The sequence below is a fragment of the Kitasatospora sp. NPDC048722 genome (assembly GCF_040650235.1).
Lineage (GTDB): Bacteria > Actinomycetota > Actinomycetes > Streptomycetales > Streptomycetaceae > Kitasatospora.
In genome coordinates this window covers 86,072-101,889 of sequence record NZ_JBEZGX010000031.1, presented here as the reverse complement: position 1 = coordinate 101,889, position 15,818 = coordinate 86,072, and the positions used below count along the sequence as shown (strand labels likewise).

At 75.0% G+C, this 15,818-nt stretch carries 16 protein-coding genes; 6 read left to right on the top strand and 10 right to left on the bottom strand.

Features of this window, described 5'->3' with window-relative positions; genetic code table 11:
• Positions 1-43: 43 nt before the first annotated feature.
• The 3 genes from AB0C76_RS23110 to AB0C76_RS23100 are packed head-to-tail and all read right to left on the bottom strand — an operon-like array spanning position 44 to position 1,457.
• The gene (locus tag AB0C76_RS23110; RefSeq protein ID WP_359968503.1) at positions 44-430 is read right to left on the bottom strand and encodes a VOC family protein; all 387 of its coding nucleotides are present in this window, start codon (positions 428-430) and stop codon (positions 44-46) included.
• A 5-nt stretch (positions 431-435) separates the two neighbouring features.
• Entirely contained in the window at positions 436-1,002 is a 567-nt protein-coding gene (locus tag AB0C76_RS23105) for a GNAT family N-acetyltransferase (protein ID WP_359968500.1), read from the bottom strand.
• Positions 999-1,457: a group II truncated hemoglobin gene (locus AB0C76_RS23100; RefSeq protein WP_359968497.1), complete on the bottom strand. Its 459-nt coding sequence runs from the start codon at positions 1,455-1,457 to the stop codon at positions 999-1,001. The genes AB0C76_RS23105 and AB0C76_RS23100 overlap by 4 nt, the downstream gene beginning before the upstream one ends.
• Positions 1,458-1,584: 127 nt before the next feature.
• Here AB0C76_RS23100 and AB0C76_RS23095 point away from each other — a divergent pair, with 127 nt between their 5' ends.
• Genes AB0C76_RS23095 through AB0C76_RS23085 form a run of 3 tightly spaced genes read left to right on the top strand, consistent with a single transcriptional unit; the run spans position 1,585 to position 4,352 of the window.
• Positions 1,585-2,352: an SDR family oxidoreductase gene (locus AB0C76_RS23095; protein WP_359968494.1), complete on the top strand. Its 768-nt coding sequence runs from the start codon at positions 1,585-1,587 to the stop codon at positions 2,350-2,352.
• Positions 2,353-2,387: 35 nt separating this feature from the next.
• Positions 2,388-2,765, top strand: a complete 378-nt coding sequence (locus AB0C76_RS23090) for a MerR family transcriptional regulator (RefSeq protein ID WP_359968509.1) — start codon at positions 2,388-2,390, stop codon at positions 2,763-2,765.
• 51 nt (positions 2,766-2,816) lie between these two features.
• Positions 2,817-4,352: an AMP-binding protein gene (locus tag AB0C76_RS23085; protein WP_359968491.1), complete on the top strand. Its 1,536-nt coding sequence runs from the start codon at positions 2,817-2,819 to the stop codon at positions 4,350-4,352.
• 26 nt (positions 4,353-4,378) lie between these two features.
• Here AB0C76_RS23085 and AB0C76_RS23080 read toward each other — a convergent pair whose 3' ends face one another.
• The gene (locus AB0C76_RS23080; RefSeq protein ID WP_359968488.1) at positions 4,379-5,164 is read right to left on the bottom strand and encodes a LuxR C-terminal-related transcriptional regulator; all 786 of its coding nucleotides are present in this window, start codon (positions 5,162-5,164) and stop codon (positions 4,379-4,381) included.
• Positions 5,165-5,363: 199 nt separating this feature from the next.
• Between AB0C76_RS23080 and AB0C76_RS23075 the strand changes: the two genes are divergently transcribed.
• Both AB0C76_RS23075 and AB0C76_RS23070 read left to right on the top strand, forming a co-directional pair.
• The gene (locus tag AB0C76_RS23075; protein WP_359968485.1) at positions 5,364-6,209 is read left to right on the top strand and encodes a TIGR03084 family metal-binding protein; all 846 of its coding nucleotides are present in this window, start codon (positions 5,364-5,366) and stop codon (positions 6,207-6,209) included.
• Positions 6,210-6,274: 65 nt separating this feature from the next.
• The gene (locus AB0C76_RS23070) at positions 6,275-6,832 is read left to right on the top strand and encodes a Uma2 family endonuclease (RefSeq protein ID WP_359968482.1); all 558 of its coding nucleotides are present in this window, start codon (positions 6,275-6,277) and stop codon (positions 6,830-6,832) included.
• 14 nt (positions 6,833-6,846) lie between these two features.
• Here AB0C76_RS23070 and AB0C76_RS23065 read toward each other — a convergent pair whose 3' ends face one another.
• From AB0C76_RS23065 to AB0C76_RS23045, 5 genes are all read right to left on the bottom strand, one after another.
• Complete coding sequence (locus AB0C76_RS23065; protein ID WP_359968479.1) at positions 6,847-10,152, bottom strand: error-prone DNA polymerase; 3,306 nt, start codon at positions 10,150-10,152, stop codon at positions 6,847-6,849.
• A 57-nt stretch (positions 10,153-10,209) separates the two neighbouring features.
• Entirely contained in the window at positions 10,210-11,919 is a 1,710-nt protein-coding gene (locus AB0C76_RS23060) for a DNA polymerase Y family protein (RefSeq protein ID WP_359968476.1), read from the bottom strand.
• Between the two features lies 1 nt (position 11,920).
• Positions 11,921-12,931: a hypothetical protein gene (locus AB0C76_RS23055; protein WP_359968473.1), complete on the bottom strand. Its 1,011-nt coding sequence runs from the start codon at positions 12,929-12,931 to the stop codon at positions 11,921-11,923.
• Positions 12,932-13,075: 144 nt separating this feature from the next.
• Positions 13,076-13,384 carry a hypothetical protein gene (locus AB0C76_RS23050; RefSeq protein ID WP_359968470.1) on the bottom strand — a complete coding sequence of 103 codons (309 nt, stop codon included), beginning with the start codon at positions 13,382-13,384 and terminating at the stop codon, positions 13,076-13,078.
• 9 nt (positions 13,385-13,393) lie between these two features.
• The gene (locus AB0C76_RS23045; protein ID WP_359968467.1) at positions 13,394-14,263 is read right to left on the bottom strand and encodes a methyltransferase domain-containing protein; all 870 of its coding nucleotides are present in this window, start codon (positions 14,261-14,263) and stop codon (positions 13,394-13,396) included.
• Positions 14,264-14,404: 141 nt separating this feature from the next.
• Here AB0C76_RS23045 and AB0C76_RS23040 point away from each other — a divergent pair, with 141 nt between their 5' ends.
• Positions 14,405-14,995, top strand: a complete 591-nt coding sequence (locus AB0C76_RS23040; protein WP_359968464.1) for a DinB family protein — start codon at positions 14,405-14,407, stop codon at positions 14,993-14,995.
• Here the strand turns inward: AB0C76_RS23040 and AB0C76_RS23035 are convergent.
• Positions 14,988-15,800 (bottom strand): hypothetical protein, encoded by an 813-nt coding sequence (locus AB0C76_RS23035; protein ID WP_359968461.1) that lies wholly within the window; start codon positions 15,798-15,800, stop codon positions 14,988-14,990. The genes AB0C76_RS23040 and AB0C76_RS23035 overlap by 8 nt on opposite strands.
• Positions 15,801-15,818: the final 18 nt, after the last annotated feature.

The following is a 15,818-nucleotide window of genomic DNA, read 5'->3' as shown; positions in this document are numbered from 1 at the left end:
GTTCCGCACCGTGCGCACGGTGCGGAACCACCCCCGACCGGTGTCAGGCGTCGCCGGTGGCGACGCGTTGGGCATGGCTGCGCTCGACGCAGAACTCGTTGCCCTCCGGGTCGGACAGGACGACCCAGCCGCGGCCGTCCGCCGTGCGGCGGTCGTCGAACATCCGCGCGCCCAGGGCCAGCAGGCGTTCGACCTCCTCCTCCCGGGAGCGGTCCTGCGGCTGGAGGTCCAGGTGGATCCGGTTCTTCACCGACTTGCCGTCCGGCACCCGGATGAACAGCAGTGAAGCCCCCGCGGACTCCACCAGTGCCTCCGGGTCCCCCGGGTTGTCGTCCTTCCCGATGGTGCCGTCCAGCACCTCCGCCCAGAACACCGCGAGGGTGTACGGGTCCGCACAGTCGATCGTCACGTGTCGCACCAGAGAAGCCATGCGCCCTACTCTGGCCCCGGCCGTTCGAAGCCGTCCAGCCGATTCCGGGAGTGCCGGTGGCCGTCGAGCGGGAACTCCGGCGGGAGCGCCGTCAACACCTCCCGGAACGCGTACCCGCTCTTCTCCGCCACCCGGCAGGAGGCGGCGTTGTCCACCTGGTGCAGCAGGTCGATCCGGGCCAGGCCCTCGTCGGCGAACGCGGCGAACGCCCAGGCCGTCAACGCCTCCACCGCGCGCGGCGCCACACCCCGGCCGCGGGCGGCGGCGGCCGTCCAGTAACCGACCTCCGCCCCCTCTCCGCCCGGGGTGCCGCGCTTGAGCACCACGTTGGCGACCAGTCCGTCCAGGTCCGCGTCCAGGACGGCGAAGCTGTAGCGGGAGCCCTCCGACCAGCCGCGGTACTGCAGGTCCAGCCAGCGCGCGGCCTGGCCGGCGTCGTCCACCGGGACCCTGGTGAAGCGGCGCAGCGTCTCGTCCCGGTAGACCTCGACCAGTGCGGCGGCGTCCCCGTCCTCGAAGGGGCGCAGCAGCAGGCCGCCCGCCGCCGGGAGGGCGGTGGGCCCGACGGTCACCGCAGGCCCTCCCAGCCCCAGCGGGGCGTCGGGCCCGGCTCGCCGAGGTCGGTGCCGGCCGGGGAGGCCGAGACGTCCTCGGCGATCCTCGTGCCCCAGTCGAAGTACTCCAGCACCCGCCGGCGCAGCAGTTCGTCGTCCGGCAGTTCCTTGCCGACGGCTGCGGCCATCAGCTCCATCCAGCGCAGGCGCTGCTCCTCGGTGATGGCGAGGCCGAGGTGGGCGCGGAGCAGTGACCGGTGGCCGCCGAGCTCCTCGGTGTAGCGGGCCGGGCCGCCGAAGACCTCCGCCAGCCACACGGCGACGTGCTCGATGTGCGTGGTGGTGAAGTGCTCGAAGACGGGTGCGAGGAGGGGGTCGGCGAGGACGCCCTCGTAGAAGGTGTTGCTGAGTCCGCGCAGCGCTTCGATGCCGCCGACGGCCTCGTAGAGGCTGTCGGGCCGCTGGTCGCTCATCGGTTCTCCCCGTTGTGGTGGTGACCGTACGTCGGGACCTTCCTAGCAGGTCCGGCAGGACTCCTCTGCGGTTCTCCGCGTTCCGCGCTTGACCTTGTCGTTGCCGTCAGGGTCGGAGGGTGGGCGCATGAACACCGAAGAGGAAGCAGTGGAGCGGCGCGTCGTCATCGTCACCGGGGCCGGGACGGGGATCGGACGGGAGACCGCGCGGGCGTTCGCCGCCCGGGGCGCGCGGGTGGTGGCGGTCGGACGGCGCCCGGAGCCGCTCGCCGGGACCGCCGCGACCCACCCCGGGCTGATCCGGCCACTGGCCGCCGACATCACCGGCCCGGACGCGCCGGAGGCGATCGTCACGGAGGCGCTGGAGCGCCACGGGCGGCTCGACGTCCTGGTCAACAACGCCGGGATCGTGCGCGCCGGGCAGGCCGTCGGCGGCTACGACAGGGCGGGCGTCGAGGCGCTGCTCGCCACCAACCTCGTCGCCCCCGTCCTGCTCGGGCAGGCCGCGGTGCCGGCGCTGGCGGCGAGCCGGGGCGTCGTGGTCAACGTCAGCACCGCCGTCGGGCAGCGCGGGTGGCCGTCCAGCGCGGTGTACGCGGCGAGCAAGGCGGCACTGGAGACGGTGACCCGAAGCTGGGCGGTCGAACTGGCGCCGCGCGGCATCCGGGTCGTGGCGGTGGCGCCCGGGGCGATCGACACGCCGATCGGCGAGCACGCGGCGTTCGACCCCGAGCAGCGCGCCGCCGTCCGCGCGTGGCAGATCGCGCACACCCCGCTCGGCCGGATCGGCCGGCCGGCGGAGGTGGCCTGGGCGATCGTCCAACTGGCCGAGCCTCAGGCGTCGTTCGTCACCGGAGTAGTGTTGTCGGTCGACGGGGGCGCGCTCGTGGGATGACGCGCGACGGGCGGAGCCATCGGGGGCGGTGCGTGGTGCGGATCGGGGAACTGGCCGAGCTGACCGGCACGATGGCCCGCGCGCTGCGGCACTACGAGCAGGCCGGCCTGCTCACCGCCGGGCGCGCACCGAACGGCTACCGCGAGTACGGGGAGACCGACGCCGTCCGCGTGCGCAACATCCGTGCGCTGCTCGGCGCCGGGCTCACCCTGGACGACCTGCGGCCCCTCCTGGGCTGCCTGGACGGCGACGTCATGGCGCAGCCGCCGTCCGCGCGGGTCCTCGGGATCGCCCGCGACCGGCTGGCCGTCCTGGAACGGCGGATCGCCGCCCAGACGGAGGCCAGGGACCGGCTGCTCGCCGCGCTGGCGGCCGCCGGCACCGCGGCCGCGGGCCGCCGTTCGGACGGGTGACACCCCCGATCGGGGGTGTGCAGGGGGCGGCCCTGAGAGGACAGTGGGCGCATGCAGATTCCACTCTCCGTGATGGACTTCCTCGACCGGGCCGAGCTCGTCTACGGCGACCGGGTCGGGATCGTCGACGAACCCCTGCAGCCGGCCGCCCCCTGGGGCGAGCTCGACTACCGCCGGATCGCCGAGCTGGCCCGGGCCCAGGCCGCCGGGCTGGACCGGCTCGGCGTCGGGCCGGGCGAGCGGGTCGCGATCGTGTCGCACAACTCCGCCCGGCTGCTCACCTCCTTCTTCGGGGTGAGCGGGTACGGCCGGGTGCTGGTGCCGGTGAACTTCCGGCTCAAGGCCGAGGAGGTGTCGTACATCGTCGAGCAGAGCGGCGCCTCCGTCCTGCTCGTCGACCCCGAACTCGCCGACGCGCTGCACGGGGTGGTGGCCAAGCACAAGTTCGTGATCGGGTCCGACAGCGACGCCGTCCTCTACGACTTCGACACCTCCCCCCGCCGGTACACGATCTCCGAGAACGACACCGCCACCATCAACTACACCAGCGGAACCACCGCCCGCCCCAAGGGCGTTCAGCTCACCCACCGCAACATCTGGCTCAACGCGACGACCATGGGCCTGCACTACGGCGCGAGCGACCGGGACGTCTACCTCCACACCCTGCCGATGTTCCACGCCAACGGCTGGGGACTGCCGTTCGCGCTCACCGGCCTGGGCGCGCGGCACATCGTGCTCCGCAAGGTCGACGGCGCCGAGATCCTGCGCCGCGTCGACCGGCACGGCGTGACCTTCCTGTGCGGCGCGCCCGCGGTCGTCCAGATGGTGCTGGACGCGGCGGCCGACTGGGACGGCCCGGTGCCCGGACGCGACCGGGTGCGGATGATCGTGGCCGGCGCCCCGCCGCCGACCTCCGTCGTCCAGCGCGTCGAGGCCGAGCTGGGCTGGGAGTTCATGCAGCTCTACGGCCTGACCGAGACCTCCCCGGTGGTCACCGTCAACCGCACCCGCGCCGAATGGGACGCCCTGCCCGCCGCCGAACGCGCGGAGAAGCTCGTGCAGGCCGGCGCCCCCTCCCTCGGCACCCGGCTGCGCGTCGACCCGTCCGGCGAGGTGCTCGTCCGCTCCAACACCGTCCTGGACGGCTACTGGCAGCAGCCCGAGGCGACCGCCGAGGCCCTGCGGGACGAGTGGTTCCACACCGGCGACGGCGGCTTCCTCACCGACGGCTACCTCACCATCTCCGACCGGAAGAAGGACGTCATCATCAGCGGCGGGGAGAACGTCTCCTCGATCGAGGTGGAGGACTGCCTCTACGCCCACCCGGCGGTGGCCGAGGCCGCGGTGATCGGCGTGCCGGACGGGAAGTGGGGCGAGACCGTCAAGGCGCTGGTGGTGCTCCGGGAGGGGCACGACGGCGTCACCGCGGCCGAGCTGATCGCGCACTGCAAGCAGCGGCTGGCCGGCTACAAGTCGCCCACCTCGGTGGAGTTCCGGGACGAACTGCCGCGCACCGCCACCGGGAAGCTGCAGAAGTTCCGGCTGCGCGAGCCGTACTGGAGCGGGCAGGAGCGGCAGGTCAACTGAGTCGGCGGGGCTGCGGGCGGCTCTGGTCAGCCGAGCAGTCCCGACTCCCGGGCCGCCACGGCGAGTTCGGTCCGGTTGCGGACGCCGAGCTTGTGCATGGCGGACTTCAGGTAGCCCGTCACGGTGTTGCAGGTCAGCCCCAGCCGGGCGGCGATCTCCGGGTTCGTCCGGCCGGTCGCCGCCCAGCACAGCACCTCGTGCTCGCGCGGGGTCAACGGCCGTGCGGGGACGGTCCCGCCGGGCCGGGCCGGGCCGGGCTCCGCACGGCCCCAGGCGGCGGCGCCGGCGAGCGCCCGGGTGGCGGTCGCCGCCAGCTCGCCGACGGCCGCGATCCGGACGTCCCCGAACGGCACGACGGCGCGCAGCGAGGCGTACACCACGCCGTACACGGTGCCGCCGTGCAGCAGTGGCACCGTGAGCATCGCGTACAGGTCCTCGGCGTCCACGGCGGCGTCGTGGTGGTGCGAGATGGTGGTGGCGGCCCGGTAGTCGGGCACCCAGCTGGGCGCCCGCTCAGCGAGCGCGCGTCCGCCCAGTCCGGTGCCGGTCGGGACGGGACGGTCGTGCAGCAGGTCCGCGCGGGTGCCGGCCCAGTGCCGCAGCACCAGTCCGTCCTCGCCCGCGCGGTGCCCCGGCAGCGCCACCGGCAGCGGCTCCGGCACGCCCACCAGGCCGACGTCGGCGCCGCACTCCGCCACCACCCGGCGGGCGAGGTCGCCGAGCACGGCGTCCCTGACCAACTCGGCGGCGCGCGCCCCGAGCCCGGGGTCGGCCGGGGGCGCGGGGGTGAGGGTCTCCGCGGCCCTTGTCATCGCGGGACTGCCCTTCGCATCGCGTGCATCGCGAGATTGTCACACGCGGCACGGGCCCTGGCGAGGGTTGCGCAGGAGTTCCCGTGACGGCTCCGGCCGGTGCGTTCGGCGGAACGGCGAGCGCGGTGGCCGCGCCCGGCGTAGGGTGCGGCCGTGGATTACCGGCGGGTAATGCGCCGGAGCTGAAGAAGGGGAACCCATGACGGACCCGAACGTCCCGCAGGACGCGCAGGACGCCCCGCAGGACGTCCTGCGCGGCCTGCTGGCCGATCTGAGCGCCGAGAGCGCCGTCCTGGACGCACTGGTGGCCGGTCTCCCCGCGGCCGACTGGGCCCGTCCCACACCCGCCGAGGGCTGGACGGTCGCGCACCAGATCGCCCACCTCGCCTGGACCGACGACTGGACGGTCCGCGCCGCCCGGGACGGCGAGGCCTTCACCGCGGCCGCCGGCGCCGCCTTCGGCGACCTCCTCGCAGCCGGCCGCGACCCGGTCGACGAGGGCGCGGTCGCGGGCGCCGCCGAGGAGCCCGCCGCCCTGCTCGCCCGCTGGCGCACCGGACGCGACGAGGTGCGCACCGCGCTCGCCGCCACCCCGGCCGACGTCAAGCTGCCCTGGTTCGGCCCGCCGATGAAGCCCGCCTCGATGGCCACCGCCCGCCTGATGGAGACCTGGGCGCACGGCCAGGACGTCGCCGACGCGCTCGGGGTGACCCGCGAACCCTCGGCCCGCCTGCGGCACATCGCCCACCTGGGCCTGCGCACGCTCGGCTTCGCCTTCACCCTGCACGGCCGCCCCGCCCCGCAGGGCCCGGTCCGCCTCGAACTGGCCGCCCCCGACGGCACGTCGTGGTCCTTCGGCCCGTCCGACGCCACCGACGTGGTGCGCGGCCCGGCACTGGACTTCTGCCTCCTGGTCACCCAGCGCCGCCACCGCGACGACCTCGCCCTCACCGCCACCGGACCGACCGCCACCGCCTGGCTCCCCATCGCCCAGGTCTTCGCCGGCCCCCCGGGCAAGGGGCGGACAGCGGCCTCCGGCGCCTGAACGGCCCGGAACGGGTCTGTGCATGGACTGCGAGACGGCCGAATGCACATAGCGGAGGAGGCACCGTGAGCTTCTACGAGCGGCACCGCGACTTCGTCGAGGAGGTGCTGCGCACCGCCCCTGACGGTGTCCGGGTCGAATGGTCCGGCGACACGCTGGTCATGCAGGCGGCCCCTTCCAGCGTTCACCAGCTGAACCTCGGACTCGTCCAGCGGCAGTTCGAGCGCCATGCCCCGGACGACAACATGTTCGGTGGCAACAGTGCGCTGACCACCCCCGACGCGACGAAGGAGCGCACACCGGATCCGACCTATCTTCCGATCGCCTCCCTGGCCCGGGAGGGGAACACCGCCCCCGCCGAAGAGGCCCTCGTCGCGGTCGAGGTGGTCTCGCCGTCCACCCCCGGGAACGACTGGGTGGACAAGCTCCGCGACTACGCGGTGATGGGCATCCCGCTCTATCTGATCGTCGATCCGCGGGAGGGGGTGGTCACGCTGTTCTCCGAACCGAACCACGACCGCTACCACGCGCGGCACGACCGGAAGTTCGGTGACGGGCTGCGCATCCCCGATCCCTTCGGCTTCGACCTGGACCTGAGCGGCCTCGTGCGCTGCCCCGACTGAGGGGCGCCGCAGGCTCAGAGGCCGATCCGCAGTGGTGTGAGCCGGGTGGCGATCAGGTTGGTGGCGCCACGGTCGCGTTCGATGTGGCCGTGGACGAGGAGGCCGGCCCGGTCGAGGGCGGTGCGGCGCTGGGACTCCCAGACCGGGCGGTTGCAGATCACGTTGATCAGGCCGGTCTCGTCCTCCAGGCTGAGGAACAGCACCCCGCCGGCCGTCGGCGGCCGCTGACGGTGGGTGACCAGGCCGCCGACCACCACGGCCGTCCCCGGTGGGACGTCCGGGAGTTGGGCCGCGGAGAGCGCGCCGCCGCGCTGCAGGTGGGCGCGCAGGTGCTGGAGCGGGTGGCTGGTGGCGGAGGTGCCGGTGGCCCACAGGTCGGCGATGGTCTCCTCGACCGGGCTCATGCCGGGCAGCTCCGGCGCCCCGGTCCCGGGGGTGGTGCCGGGCAGCAGGTCGGCCGAGATCCCGGCGAACGCGCCCGCCGACCAAAGGGCCTGACGTCTCGTCAGCCCGAAGCAGTCGAACGCGCCGGCCGTCGCCAGCGCCTCCAGGACGGACGCGGGCAGGGCCGTCCGGCGGGCGAAGTCCTCCAGGCCGGCGTACGGCTGCCCGGCCACGATCGCCTCGGCCTGCGGGGAACCGATGCCGCGGACGGTCTCCAGGCCGAGCCGGATCGCCGGCTGCGGACGGCCCGCCGTCAGCGGCGGCGTCGGCGTCGGCCCCCGGTACGGCTCCAGGACGGGCCGCGCGCCGCTCGCGTTGACGTCCACCCCGCGCACCCGCACCCCGTGCCGCCGCGCGTCCGAGACCAGGCTGAGCGGCGAGTAGAAGCCCATCGGCTGGTTGGCCAGCAGGGCGCAGGCGAAGGCCGCCGGGAAGTGGTACTTGAGCCAGGCGCTCGCGTACACCAGGTAGGCGAAGCTGATCGCGTGGCTCTCCGGGAAGCCGTAGTTGGAGAACGCCTCGATCTTGCCGTAGACGTCCTCGGCGACCTCGGGCGGGATGCCGCGCTCCGCCATGCCGGTCAGCAGCCGCTCGCGCAGCCGGGCGACCCGCTCGTGCGAGCGCTTGGCCCCCATCGCCTGCCGCAGCAGGTCCGCCTCCGCGGGCGTGAACCCGGCGCAGTCGATGGCGAGTTGCATCATCTGCTCCTGGAACAGCGGCACCCCGAGCGTCTTGCCGAGCGCGTTCTCCATCAACGGGTGCGGACAGCCCGCCGGTTCGGCCCCGGCCCGCCGGCGCAGGTACGGGTGGACGGAACCGCCCTGGATCGGGCCGGGGCGGATCAGCGCCACCTCGACCACCAGGTCGTAGAAGTGGTCCGGCTTGAGCCGGGGCAGCGTCGCCATCTGCGCCCGCGACTCGACCTGGAACACCCCGACGGTGTCGGCCCGCCGCAGCATCGCGTACACGCCCTTGTCGTCGTCCGGGATGGATGCCAAGTCGTAGCGCAGGCCGTGGTGTTCGGCGATCAGGTCGCAGGCGTCGTGCAGCGCGGCGAGCATGCCGAGTCCGAGCAGGTCGATCTTCACCAGTCCGGCCCCGGCCGTCGACTCCTTGTCCCACTGCAGGACCGAACGCCCGGGCATCCGGGCCCACTCGGTCGGGCAGATCTGGCCGATCGGCTCCTTGGTGAGCACCATGCCGCCCGAGTGGATGCCCAAGTGGCGCGGCAATCCGTGGAGTTGCTCAGCCAGCGACAGCACGTCGGCCGGGATGACGGCGTCCGCGCCGGGCGCCGAGCGGAAGTCGGTCTGCCGGCTGAACGCGTCCACCTGCCCCTGCGGGTAGCCGAGCACCCGGGCCGCGTCGCGGATCGCCAGGCGGGGCCGGTAGGTGATCACGTTGGCCACCTGGGCGGCGTGCTCGCGCCCGTAACGGCGGTAGACGTACTGGATGACCTCCTCGCGGCGGCGGTTCTCGATGTCCAGGTCGATGTCGGGCGGCCCGTCCCGGGCAGTGGACAGGAAGCGCTCGAACAGCAGCTTGTAGTGGATCGGGTCGACGGCGGTGATCCCGAGGGCGAAGCAGACCGCCGAGTTGGCCGCCGACCCCCGGCCCTGGCACCAGATGTCCTCGCGGCGGCAGAAGTCCACGATGTCGTGCACGATCAGGAAGTAGCCGGCCAGGTCGAGGTCCTCGATGACGTCCAGCTCCTTGGCGAGCTGGCGCCGGGCGGCGGCGTTGCCGGGGCCGAAGCGGGCCGGGCCGCCGGCCGCGACCAGGGCGCGCAGGTGGCTGATCTCGCTCTCGCCCTCGGGGACGGGGTAGCCGGGCAGCTCCGGATCCAGCTTCGCGAAGTCGAAGGCGCAGTTCCGGCCGAGTTCGGCGGTCGCCCGCTGCACGCCGGGGAAACGCGCCAGCCGGGCCGCCATCTCCCGCCCCGAGCGCAGGTGCGCGGTGCCGGACGCCTGCGTCCAGCCGGCCGCGTCCTGCAGCGTGCGGCGCTCGTGCAGCGCCGCCAGGCTCTGCGCGAGGCGGCCCTGGGCCGGGCCGGCGTGGTGCGCGTTCGTGGACGCGACGACGGGCAGGCGCAGCCGGGCCGCGAGCGCGGCGAGGGCGTCGTTGCGCCGGTCGTCGCCGGGCAGGCGCTGGTCGATCAGCTCGACGTGGACGTTCTCGCGGCCGAACAGCTCGGTGAGGGTGTGGAGTTGGCGTGCCGGACTTTGAGAGGTGGGCGGGGTGGCGGGCGGAGCCGTGATCGGGACGGTGGACGAAGTGGCGGGCGGAGCGGGGGGCGCAGCGGCGGACAGGGCGGCGGGCACCCGGCCGAGGCGGCAGCCGGTGAGCACCGCCCAGTGGCCGTCGTGCGCCCCGGCCAGCGCCTCCACGTCGTACGCCGGCAGGCCCTTCGCGCCACCGGCCATCTGCGCGGCGGCGATCGCGGCGGAGAGACGGCGGTAGCCCGCGGGGTCGCGGGCGAGGACGAGCAGGTGTTCCGTGCGGCCCCCGTCGTGACGGACCGTCAGTTCGGCACCGAAGGCGGTGGCCAGGCCCGTCCCCCGGGCGGCCTCGGCGAGCCGGACGGCACCGTACAGACCGTCGTGGTCGGTGAGCGCCAGCGTCTCCACGCCCAGCCGCAGTGCCTCGGCGACCAGGTCCTCCGGGTCGCTCGCGCCGTCGAGGAAGCTGAAGGCGGAGTGCACGTGCAACTCGGCCCAGGGCTCTCCGTCGTGCCCCTCTCCGTTCCGGGCCCCTCCGCCTCGGGCCTCCCCGTCCCGGGTGGGGCGGCGCAGCGGGACGACCTTGTCCGACGCGTCGCCGGTCATGCGGCGGCGCAGTTCGCTCCAGGGGACGGTGGGGTGGCTGGTGAAGCCCATCGGGGGTCGCCTTCGTTCTCGTGCTCTCGCTCCCCCCTCGGGTCGGTTCGGTGGCCGCTAGTCGTAGCCGGCCTCCAGGTACCACCCACCCCCCTCCACGGTCAGCAGCAGCGCCCGGCCACCCACCACCACCTGGAACCGTGCCCGGCGGCGGGCCAGCGACTGGTCCCACCAGTACTCGACCGCCGGCCACGGCCCGGTCCAGCCGTCCACCCGCTCCTCCCGCCCCCGCACCACGACCACGGCCGGCCGGCCCGACACCCCCGCCCTGCCGTCCACCGCCACCGGCCGCCCGCCCTCGTCCAGCACCCGCACCGGCACCGGCTCCCGCAGCACCACGGCCGGCCACACGTCCGGCAACCGCCCGGGCCACGGCGCACCGGCCGGCGCCGCCGCCTCGTACGGCTCGCCCCACGGCACCCTGACCGCCTGCTCCGCCGGACCACGCCCGCCCGCCGGCTCGATCCGCCGCAGCCCGGCATGCCCGAGCACCGCCTGCACCCGCGCCACCGCCCGCTCCACCCGGTCGTCCGCGACCGCCTGGCCCCACAGCGCCAACTGCCGCCCCTCGTCGGGCGCCAGGCCGTCGGGGGCCAGGCGGAGGAGGACGAAGCCCGCGTCGGGGGCGGGGGGTCGGGTGGCGGCGCTGGAGGTGCCGTCGGGGCGGGTGGGGTCGGCGGCGTGGCCGGGCGCGGGGGTGAAGGCGCCGCTGCTCTGCCAGGCCTGGAGCTGCCAGCGGACCCGCTCGGCCAGTGCCGTCGCCGACAGCCGGCCCTCGTGCCGCCACAGTCGCGACGCCGTCCGGCCGTCCGCACACTCCACCTCGACGGCCACCCGCTGGCAGGTCAGTCCCGCCGCGGCCAGCCGCCGGTGCAGTCGCTCGGCCAGCGTGCGGGCGACGAACACCAGCGGTTCGGCCAGTGTCTCCGGCGGGTCGAAGCGGTGCTCGACGGCCAGGTCGGGACCCTCTCCGCGCGGTACCAGCGGGCGCGGGTGGAGGCCCCGGGCCAGCCGGTGCGCGGCCGTCCCGGTGGGGCCGAACCGGTCCGCGACGGCCTCCGGCGGCAGCGCGGCGAACGCCCCGACGGTCGGCAGCCCGAGCCGCCCCAGCAGCTCCGCCAGGTCCTCGTCGCCGAGCGCGCTCACCGGGTACGGCGCGAGGAACTCCGCCGTCCGTCCGGCCGGCACCAGCACTCCGGCCCTGGCCGCCAGCACGGCGGCGAACAGGCCGTCCGCCACGCCGACCTGGGCGTGGGGGGCGATGGCCGTCGCGGGCTCCGCGTCCCGGCGCGCGGGCTCCGCGTCCCCGCCGGGGACGGCATCCGGGCGCACGGGCTCCACGTCCCCGCCGGGGACGGCATCCGGGACCGGCTCCTCGGCCAGCGCCGCCGCGACCGCCGTCCGGACCTTCGACGCCAGCGCCTCCTCGCCGCCGAAGTAGCGACCCGGCCCCTTCACCGGGATGGCGCACAGGCCCGGACGGATCACCTCCACCCGGGGCGTGAACCCCGCCACCGCCGCGACCACCGGCTCGAACCGCCGCGTCTCCGCCTCCGGATCCCGGTCGCGCAGCTCCAGCGCCGGGCAGAGCCGCTGCGCCAGCTTGAGCCGCTGTCCCTGCCGCACCCCGGCCGCCCGCGCGCCCGCCGAGCACGCGAGGATCCGCCCGCCCTCGGTCACCGCCACCGGGTCGTCGCCCGTGACGGCCACCACCGGCCAGTCCGGGCACCACACCACCAGCACGCGCGGCGTGCCACCGCCCGCCATCTCACACCACCGCCACGCGCTCGGTGGCCTCGCCGACCTCGGCCGAGTGCGCGGCCTGCGCGGCCCGCACGGCCTGACGAGCAGCAACGGGCTCGGCGGGACGACGGCGCACGCGCGCGCCGAACTCCGCGACCGCCTCGACGCCCGCTCCGAGAGGGTGTGCCTCCCCGAGCGGGTGCACCGCCCCGGCGGCGCCGGACGCACCAGGCAGGCGGCGCACGCGTCCGAACGTCTCCGTCTCGACGACCGTTCCGGCGGCCTCCCCCAGCGGGTGCACCTCACCGGAGGCGTCGGGCGCGCCGCTTTCGAACGCGTCCGTCTCCCCCACGGCCCCCGCCGGCTCGCCGACCGGGCGGGCCGCGCCGTGCTCGTCCGGGAGCCAGAGGCGGGCGGTGCGGCCGGGGGTGGCCGAGCCGCGGCCCTCGGCCACCACCTCCACCTGCCGCCCGGCGAGCTGCCCGTACCCGTCCCCCAGCCCGAACCAGCGCCCGGAGCGCACACCCAGCCGCAGGGCCGCCCCCGGCCACGGTCCGGCCACCAGCAGCACGCAGCCGCTGCGCCGCAGTACCGCCGCCAGACGGGCGGCCAGGCGGGGCGGGACGGGGCCGTCCGGCCGGAGCATCACCAGTTCGACGGCGCCGGCCAGCACCGACACCACCTCGGCCCAGTGCGGCCCGGGGTCGTCCGCGACCAGCAGTCGCCGCAGGTCCAGCCCGTACCCCTCGGCCGCGGCGAGCCCCAGGTCGGGCAGGCCGACGGCCGCCGCCCAGCCGCCTCCGATGTCCTTCGCCCCGGCGGCGAGCGCCAGGAGCAGCCCGGTGTCCCCGCCCGCGACGGACACGGCGGTGCCCCGGCGCAGCCCGCCTTCCGGCAGCAGGTCCCGCAGGGCGGGCACCACCGGCAGCAGCCCCCGTTCGGCGGCCGTGGCCTCCGTCGGCGCAGCCGTCGGCACCACCGGTCGGAGCGCGGCCCGCCCTCCGGTGGATTCGAAAACGGGTTCGATAACGAGCACACCCCCAGGATCGAACATTCGTTCGCAAAGATTCAAGTCCGAATAGCCCACCCCGTCCGTCACGCTCTGTATTGCCGAGAGCATGACAAGCATGCTCGAAAGGCGAGGTGGGAGCCGTGCGCACGGCTTCGGGCCCTGCAGCCATCAGATCGGAAGCCCGACGATCCCCCACCCGCGCCGCTCGGCCTCGCCGACCACTTCCCCCCACCCGGACAGCAACCCCGCGAAGTCGTCGAAGCCCTCGATCCTGCCGCCGAGAGAGGCCGCGAGGCGGTCGTACGGCTCCCGCACCCTCGGCAGGACGGGGGCGATCTCCCTCCAGCGGCGGCCGAGGCGCGCCGTTTCACCCGGACCCCACGCGATCGGCGGCCCGGACCGCAGGGCCCGGTCCTCCGGCACGATGCCCATGAGGTGGTCCCAGTCGACGGCCAGGACCCTGATGTCAACCCCCATGCGGCGAGGTCAGGACACGTCGGCGGGCCGCCAGACGAACACCTCGGTGGCCGGCTGACGGACCGAGAAGCGGCCCGCCGCGGAGGCGCGGGCGAGGAGCCGGCGCAGGTCGGCCTCGAACGCCGCCCGCTCGGGGCCGAACAGGTGCGGCGCCGAGAAGGACATCGAGAACACTCCGGCCACCACGTCGTCCACCGTCCGCTCCAGCACCCGCCCACCGGGGACGACGACGCGCTCCGGGCCCGCGAAGCCCGCCCGGGCGAGGACGGCGGGCTCGTTGCCGGGAGTACCACCGGCCAGGAGGCCCCGGCCCGCGCGCCGGACCGGGCCCAGGTAGCGGCGGACGAGCTCGCCGATCGCCGCGTCGGGGACGGGCGGGTGCGGGAGGCCTTCGGCGGGGTGGGGGCATTCCTCCGGGTTCGGCCTGCTGCCCGGCTTCAGGTCCGAGACGTGCACGAGAGCTCCGCCGGGACGCAGCATGCCCCGGACGGTCACCGCCACCAGGTCGCGGTCCATCCAGTGGAACGACTGGCCGAACGTCGCGACCGTGAACGTGCCCAGCCCGGCGGGAAGTTGCTCCGCCCGGATCCGCAACCACGTGCTGTGGTCGGCCACTTCGGCCGCCTTCGCCGCCTGGCGGGCCGCGGCGATCATCCCGGTGTCCGGATCCACCCCGACGACCTCCTCGAACCGGTGCGCCAGCAGCAGCGCCAACGTCCCCGGCCCGCAGCCCACGTCGAGCAGCCGCCCCCGGCCGTCCAGCCGCAGCACCCCGGCGAGCGCGTCCGCCAGGCCGGGCGCGTAGGGCAGCCTGCCGCGCTCGTAGTACGCGGCCGCGCCCGCGAACAGCGTCTCGTCCCACGTCCAGCCGTCGGTCATGGCCGTCGCCTTCCAGGGTCCGCTTCTGCATCGGAGAGGACGGATGTGACGCTACGCCGGATTCCACCGGAGGAAGAGGACCGCCCTGTCCGCCCGGCGAAAACCGGTGGACGGCCCCCGCACCGTCCACAGACTGGCTCCATGACCGCCACCGACCCCAAGGCCGATCTCCGCGTCTACCTCCAGGACGCCCGCGACGTCCTGCTCTGGAAGCTCGACGGCCTCGCCGAATACGACCTCCGCCGCCCGCTCACCCGGACCGGCACCAACCTGCTCGGCCTCGTCAAGCACCTCACCGGCGCCGAGGCGCTGTACTTCGGCGACACCTTCGGCCGCCCGTTCCCCGAACCCGCCCCGGTCTGGATCACCGGCGCCGCCGAACCGAACACTGACCTCTGGGCCCGGGCCGACGAGACCACGGAGGAGGTCGTCGGGCGCTACCGCCGGGCCTGCGCGCACGCGGACGAGACGATCGAGGCGCTGCCCCTCGACGCGGTCGGCCAGGTGCCGTTCGGCGCGCGGTCGAAGCAGACGCTCCACCGGGTCCTGGTCCACATGGTCTCCGAGACCCACCGGCACGCCGGCCACGCCGACCTCGTCCGCGAACTCGTCGACGGCGCCACCGGCCAGCGCCCCGACGGCGCCAACACGGCTCCGGGCGACGCCACTTGGTGGGCCGCCCACCACGCCCGCGTGGAGCGCGCCGCGCGGGACGCCGCCGGACTCAGCTGACCTCGGCGTCCGCGGCGAGCCGGAGACCGGCGGCGGCGAGGAAGCCCGCGAGGTCGATGCTGCCGCCTCCGGTCCCGTCGTCCCACTCCGCCCGGAGCTCGTAGCCCTCGCCGTCCCAGGTGTCGACGTCCTCGCTGGGCTGCAGCTCGACGCTGCCGTTGCCGTGCCGGTAGCGCAGGTACAGGTAGCGGCCGGTCGTCGTCCACGCGTCCCACTGCGACGGGCAGGCGCTGCAGGTCTGCACCACCCGGGCGAGGGTCGCGTCGGGGTGAGTGCCGGGGTGAGTGCCGGGGTGAGTGCCGAAGGCCGCGTCGGCATCGGGGCCACCGGCGGCATCGAGGCAATCGGGGCCATCGGTGACGACGAGGTCGTCGTCGGGCGCGAGCAGGCGGACGGCCCCGCCCGGGAAGACGAGCGTGAGGCCTGCCGCGTACCCGGTGCCACCGTCCCGGTAGCCGATGTCTCGCACTCCGCACAGGACTTGACCGACGTGGGCGGCCAGCGGTACGTCCGGCGGATCGTCGGTGACGGCGACGTGCTCCCGCACGTCATACGGCCCGGGGGACTCATCGCGACTCGGCCACAGGCCGGCCCCGGGCGTGTGGAAGCGGACCCGTCCCAGCCCCTCCAAGTGGAGCCAGAGGTTCAGCAGCGGCCGCACACCGGCGTCGGCGGCGTGACGCCGGGCCGTGGTCACCCGCAGCAGCCGGCTGCCGAGCAGGCTGTACACGGCCAGATGGTTCTCGTCGGTGCCGTCGTCGGCGCCTGTGCCAGCGCTGGTGCTGGTGTCCGGGTCGGCGGTCATGTGACGCTCCATCGGTGG

What these genes read in the sequence shown, in the direction of transcription:
- AB0C76_RS23035 (WP_359968461.1), bottom strand. Translation starts at nt 15,800, where the DNA reads ATGACCGCCGACCCGGACACCAGCACCAGCGCTGGCACAGGCGCCGAC.
- AB0C76_RS23045 (WP_359968467.1), bottom strand. Translation starts at nt 14,263, where the DNA reads ATGACCGACGGCTGGACGTGGGACGAGACGCTGTTCGCGGGCGCGGCC.
- AB0C76_RS23100 (WP_359968497.1), bottom strand. Translation starts at nt 1,457, where the DNA reads ATGAGCGACCAGCGGCCCGACAGCCTCTACGAGGCCGTCGGCGGCATC.
- AB0C76_RS23065 (WP_359968479.1), bottom strand. Translation starts at nt 10,152, where the DNA reads ATGGGCTTCACCAGCCACCCCACCGTCCCCTGGAGCGAACTGCGCCGC.
- AB0C76_RS23080 (WP_359968488.1), bottom strand. Translation starts at nt 5,164, where the DNA reads ATGACAAGGGCCGCGGAGACCCTCACCCCCGCGCCCCCGGCCGACCCC.
- AB0C76_RS23110 (WP_359968503.1), bottom strand. Translation starts at nt 430, where the DNA reads ATGGCTTCTCTGGTGCGACACGTGACGATCGACTGTGCGGACCCGTAC.
- AB0C76_RS23075 (WP_359968485.1), top strand. Translation starts at nt 5,364, where the DNA reads ATGACGGACCCGAACGTCCCGCAGGACGCGCAGGACGCCCCGCAGGAC.
- AB0C76_RS23040 (WP_359968464.1), top strand. Translation starts at nt 14,405, where the DNA reads ATGACCGCCACCGACCCCAAGGCCGATCTCCGCGTCTACCTCCAGGAC.
- AB0C76_RS23085 (WP_359968491.1), top strand. Translation starts at nt 2,817, where the DNA reads ATGCAGATTCCACTCTCCGTGATGGACTTCCTCGACCGGGCCGAGCTC.
- AB0C76_RS23095 (WP_359968494.1), top strand. Translation starts at nt 1,585, where the DNA reads ATGAACACCGAAGAGGAAGCAGTGGAGCGGCGCGTCGTCATCGTCACC.
- AB0C76_RS23060 (WP_359968476.1), bottom strand. Translation starts at nt 11,919, where the DNA reads ATGGCGGGCGGTGGCACGCCGCGCGTGCTGGTGGTGTGGTGCCCGGAC.
- AB0C76_RS23050 (WP_359968470.1), bottom strand. Translation starts at nt 13,384, where the DNA reads ATGGGGGTTGACATCAGGGTCCTGGCCGTCGACTGGGACCACCTCATG.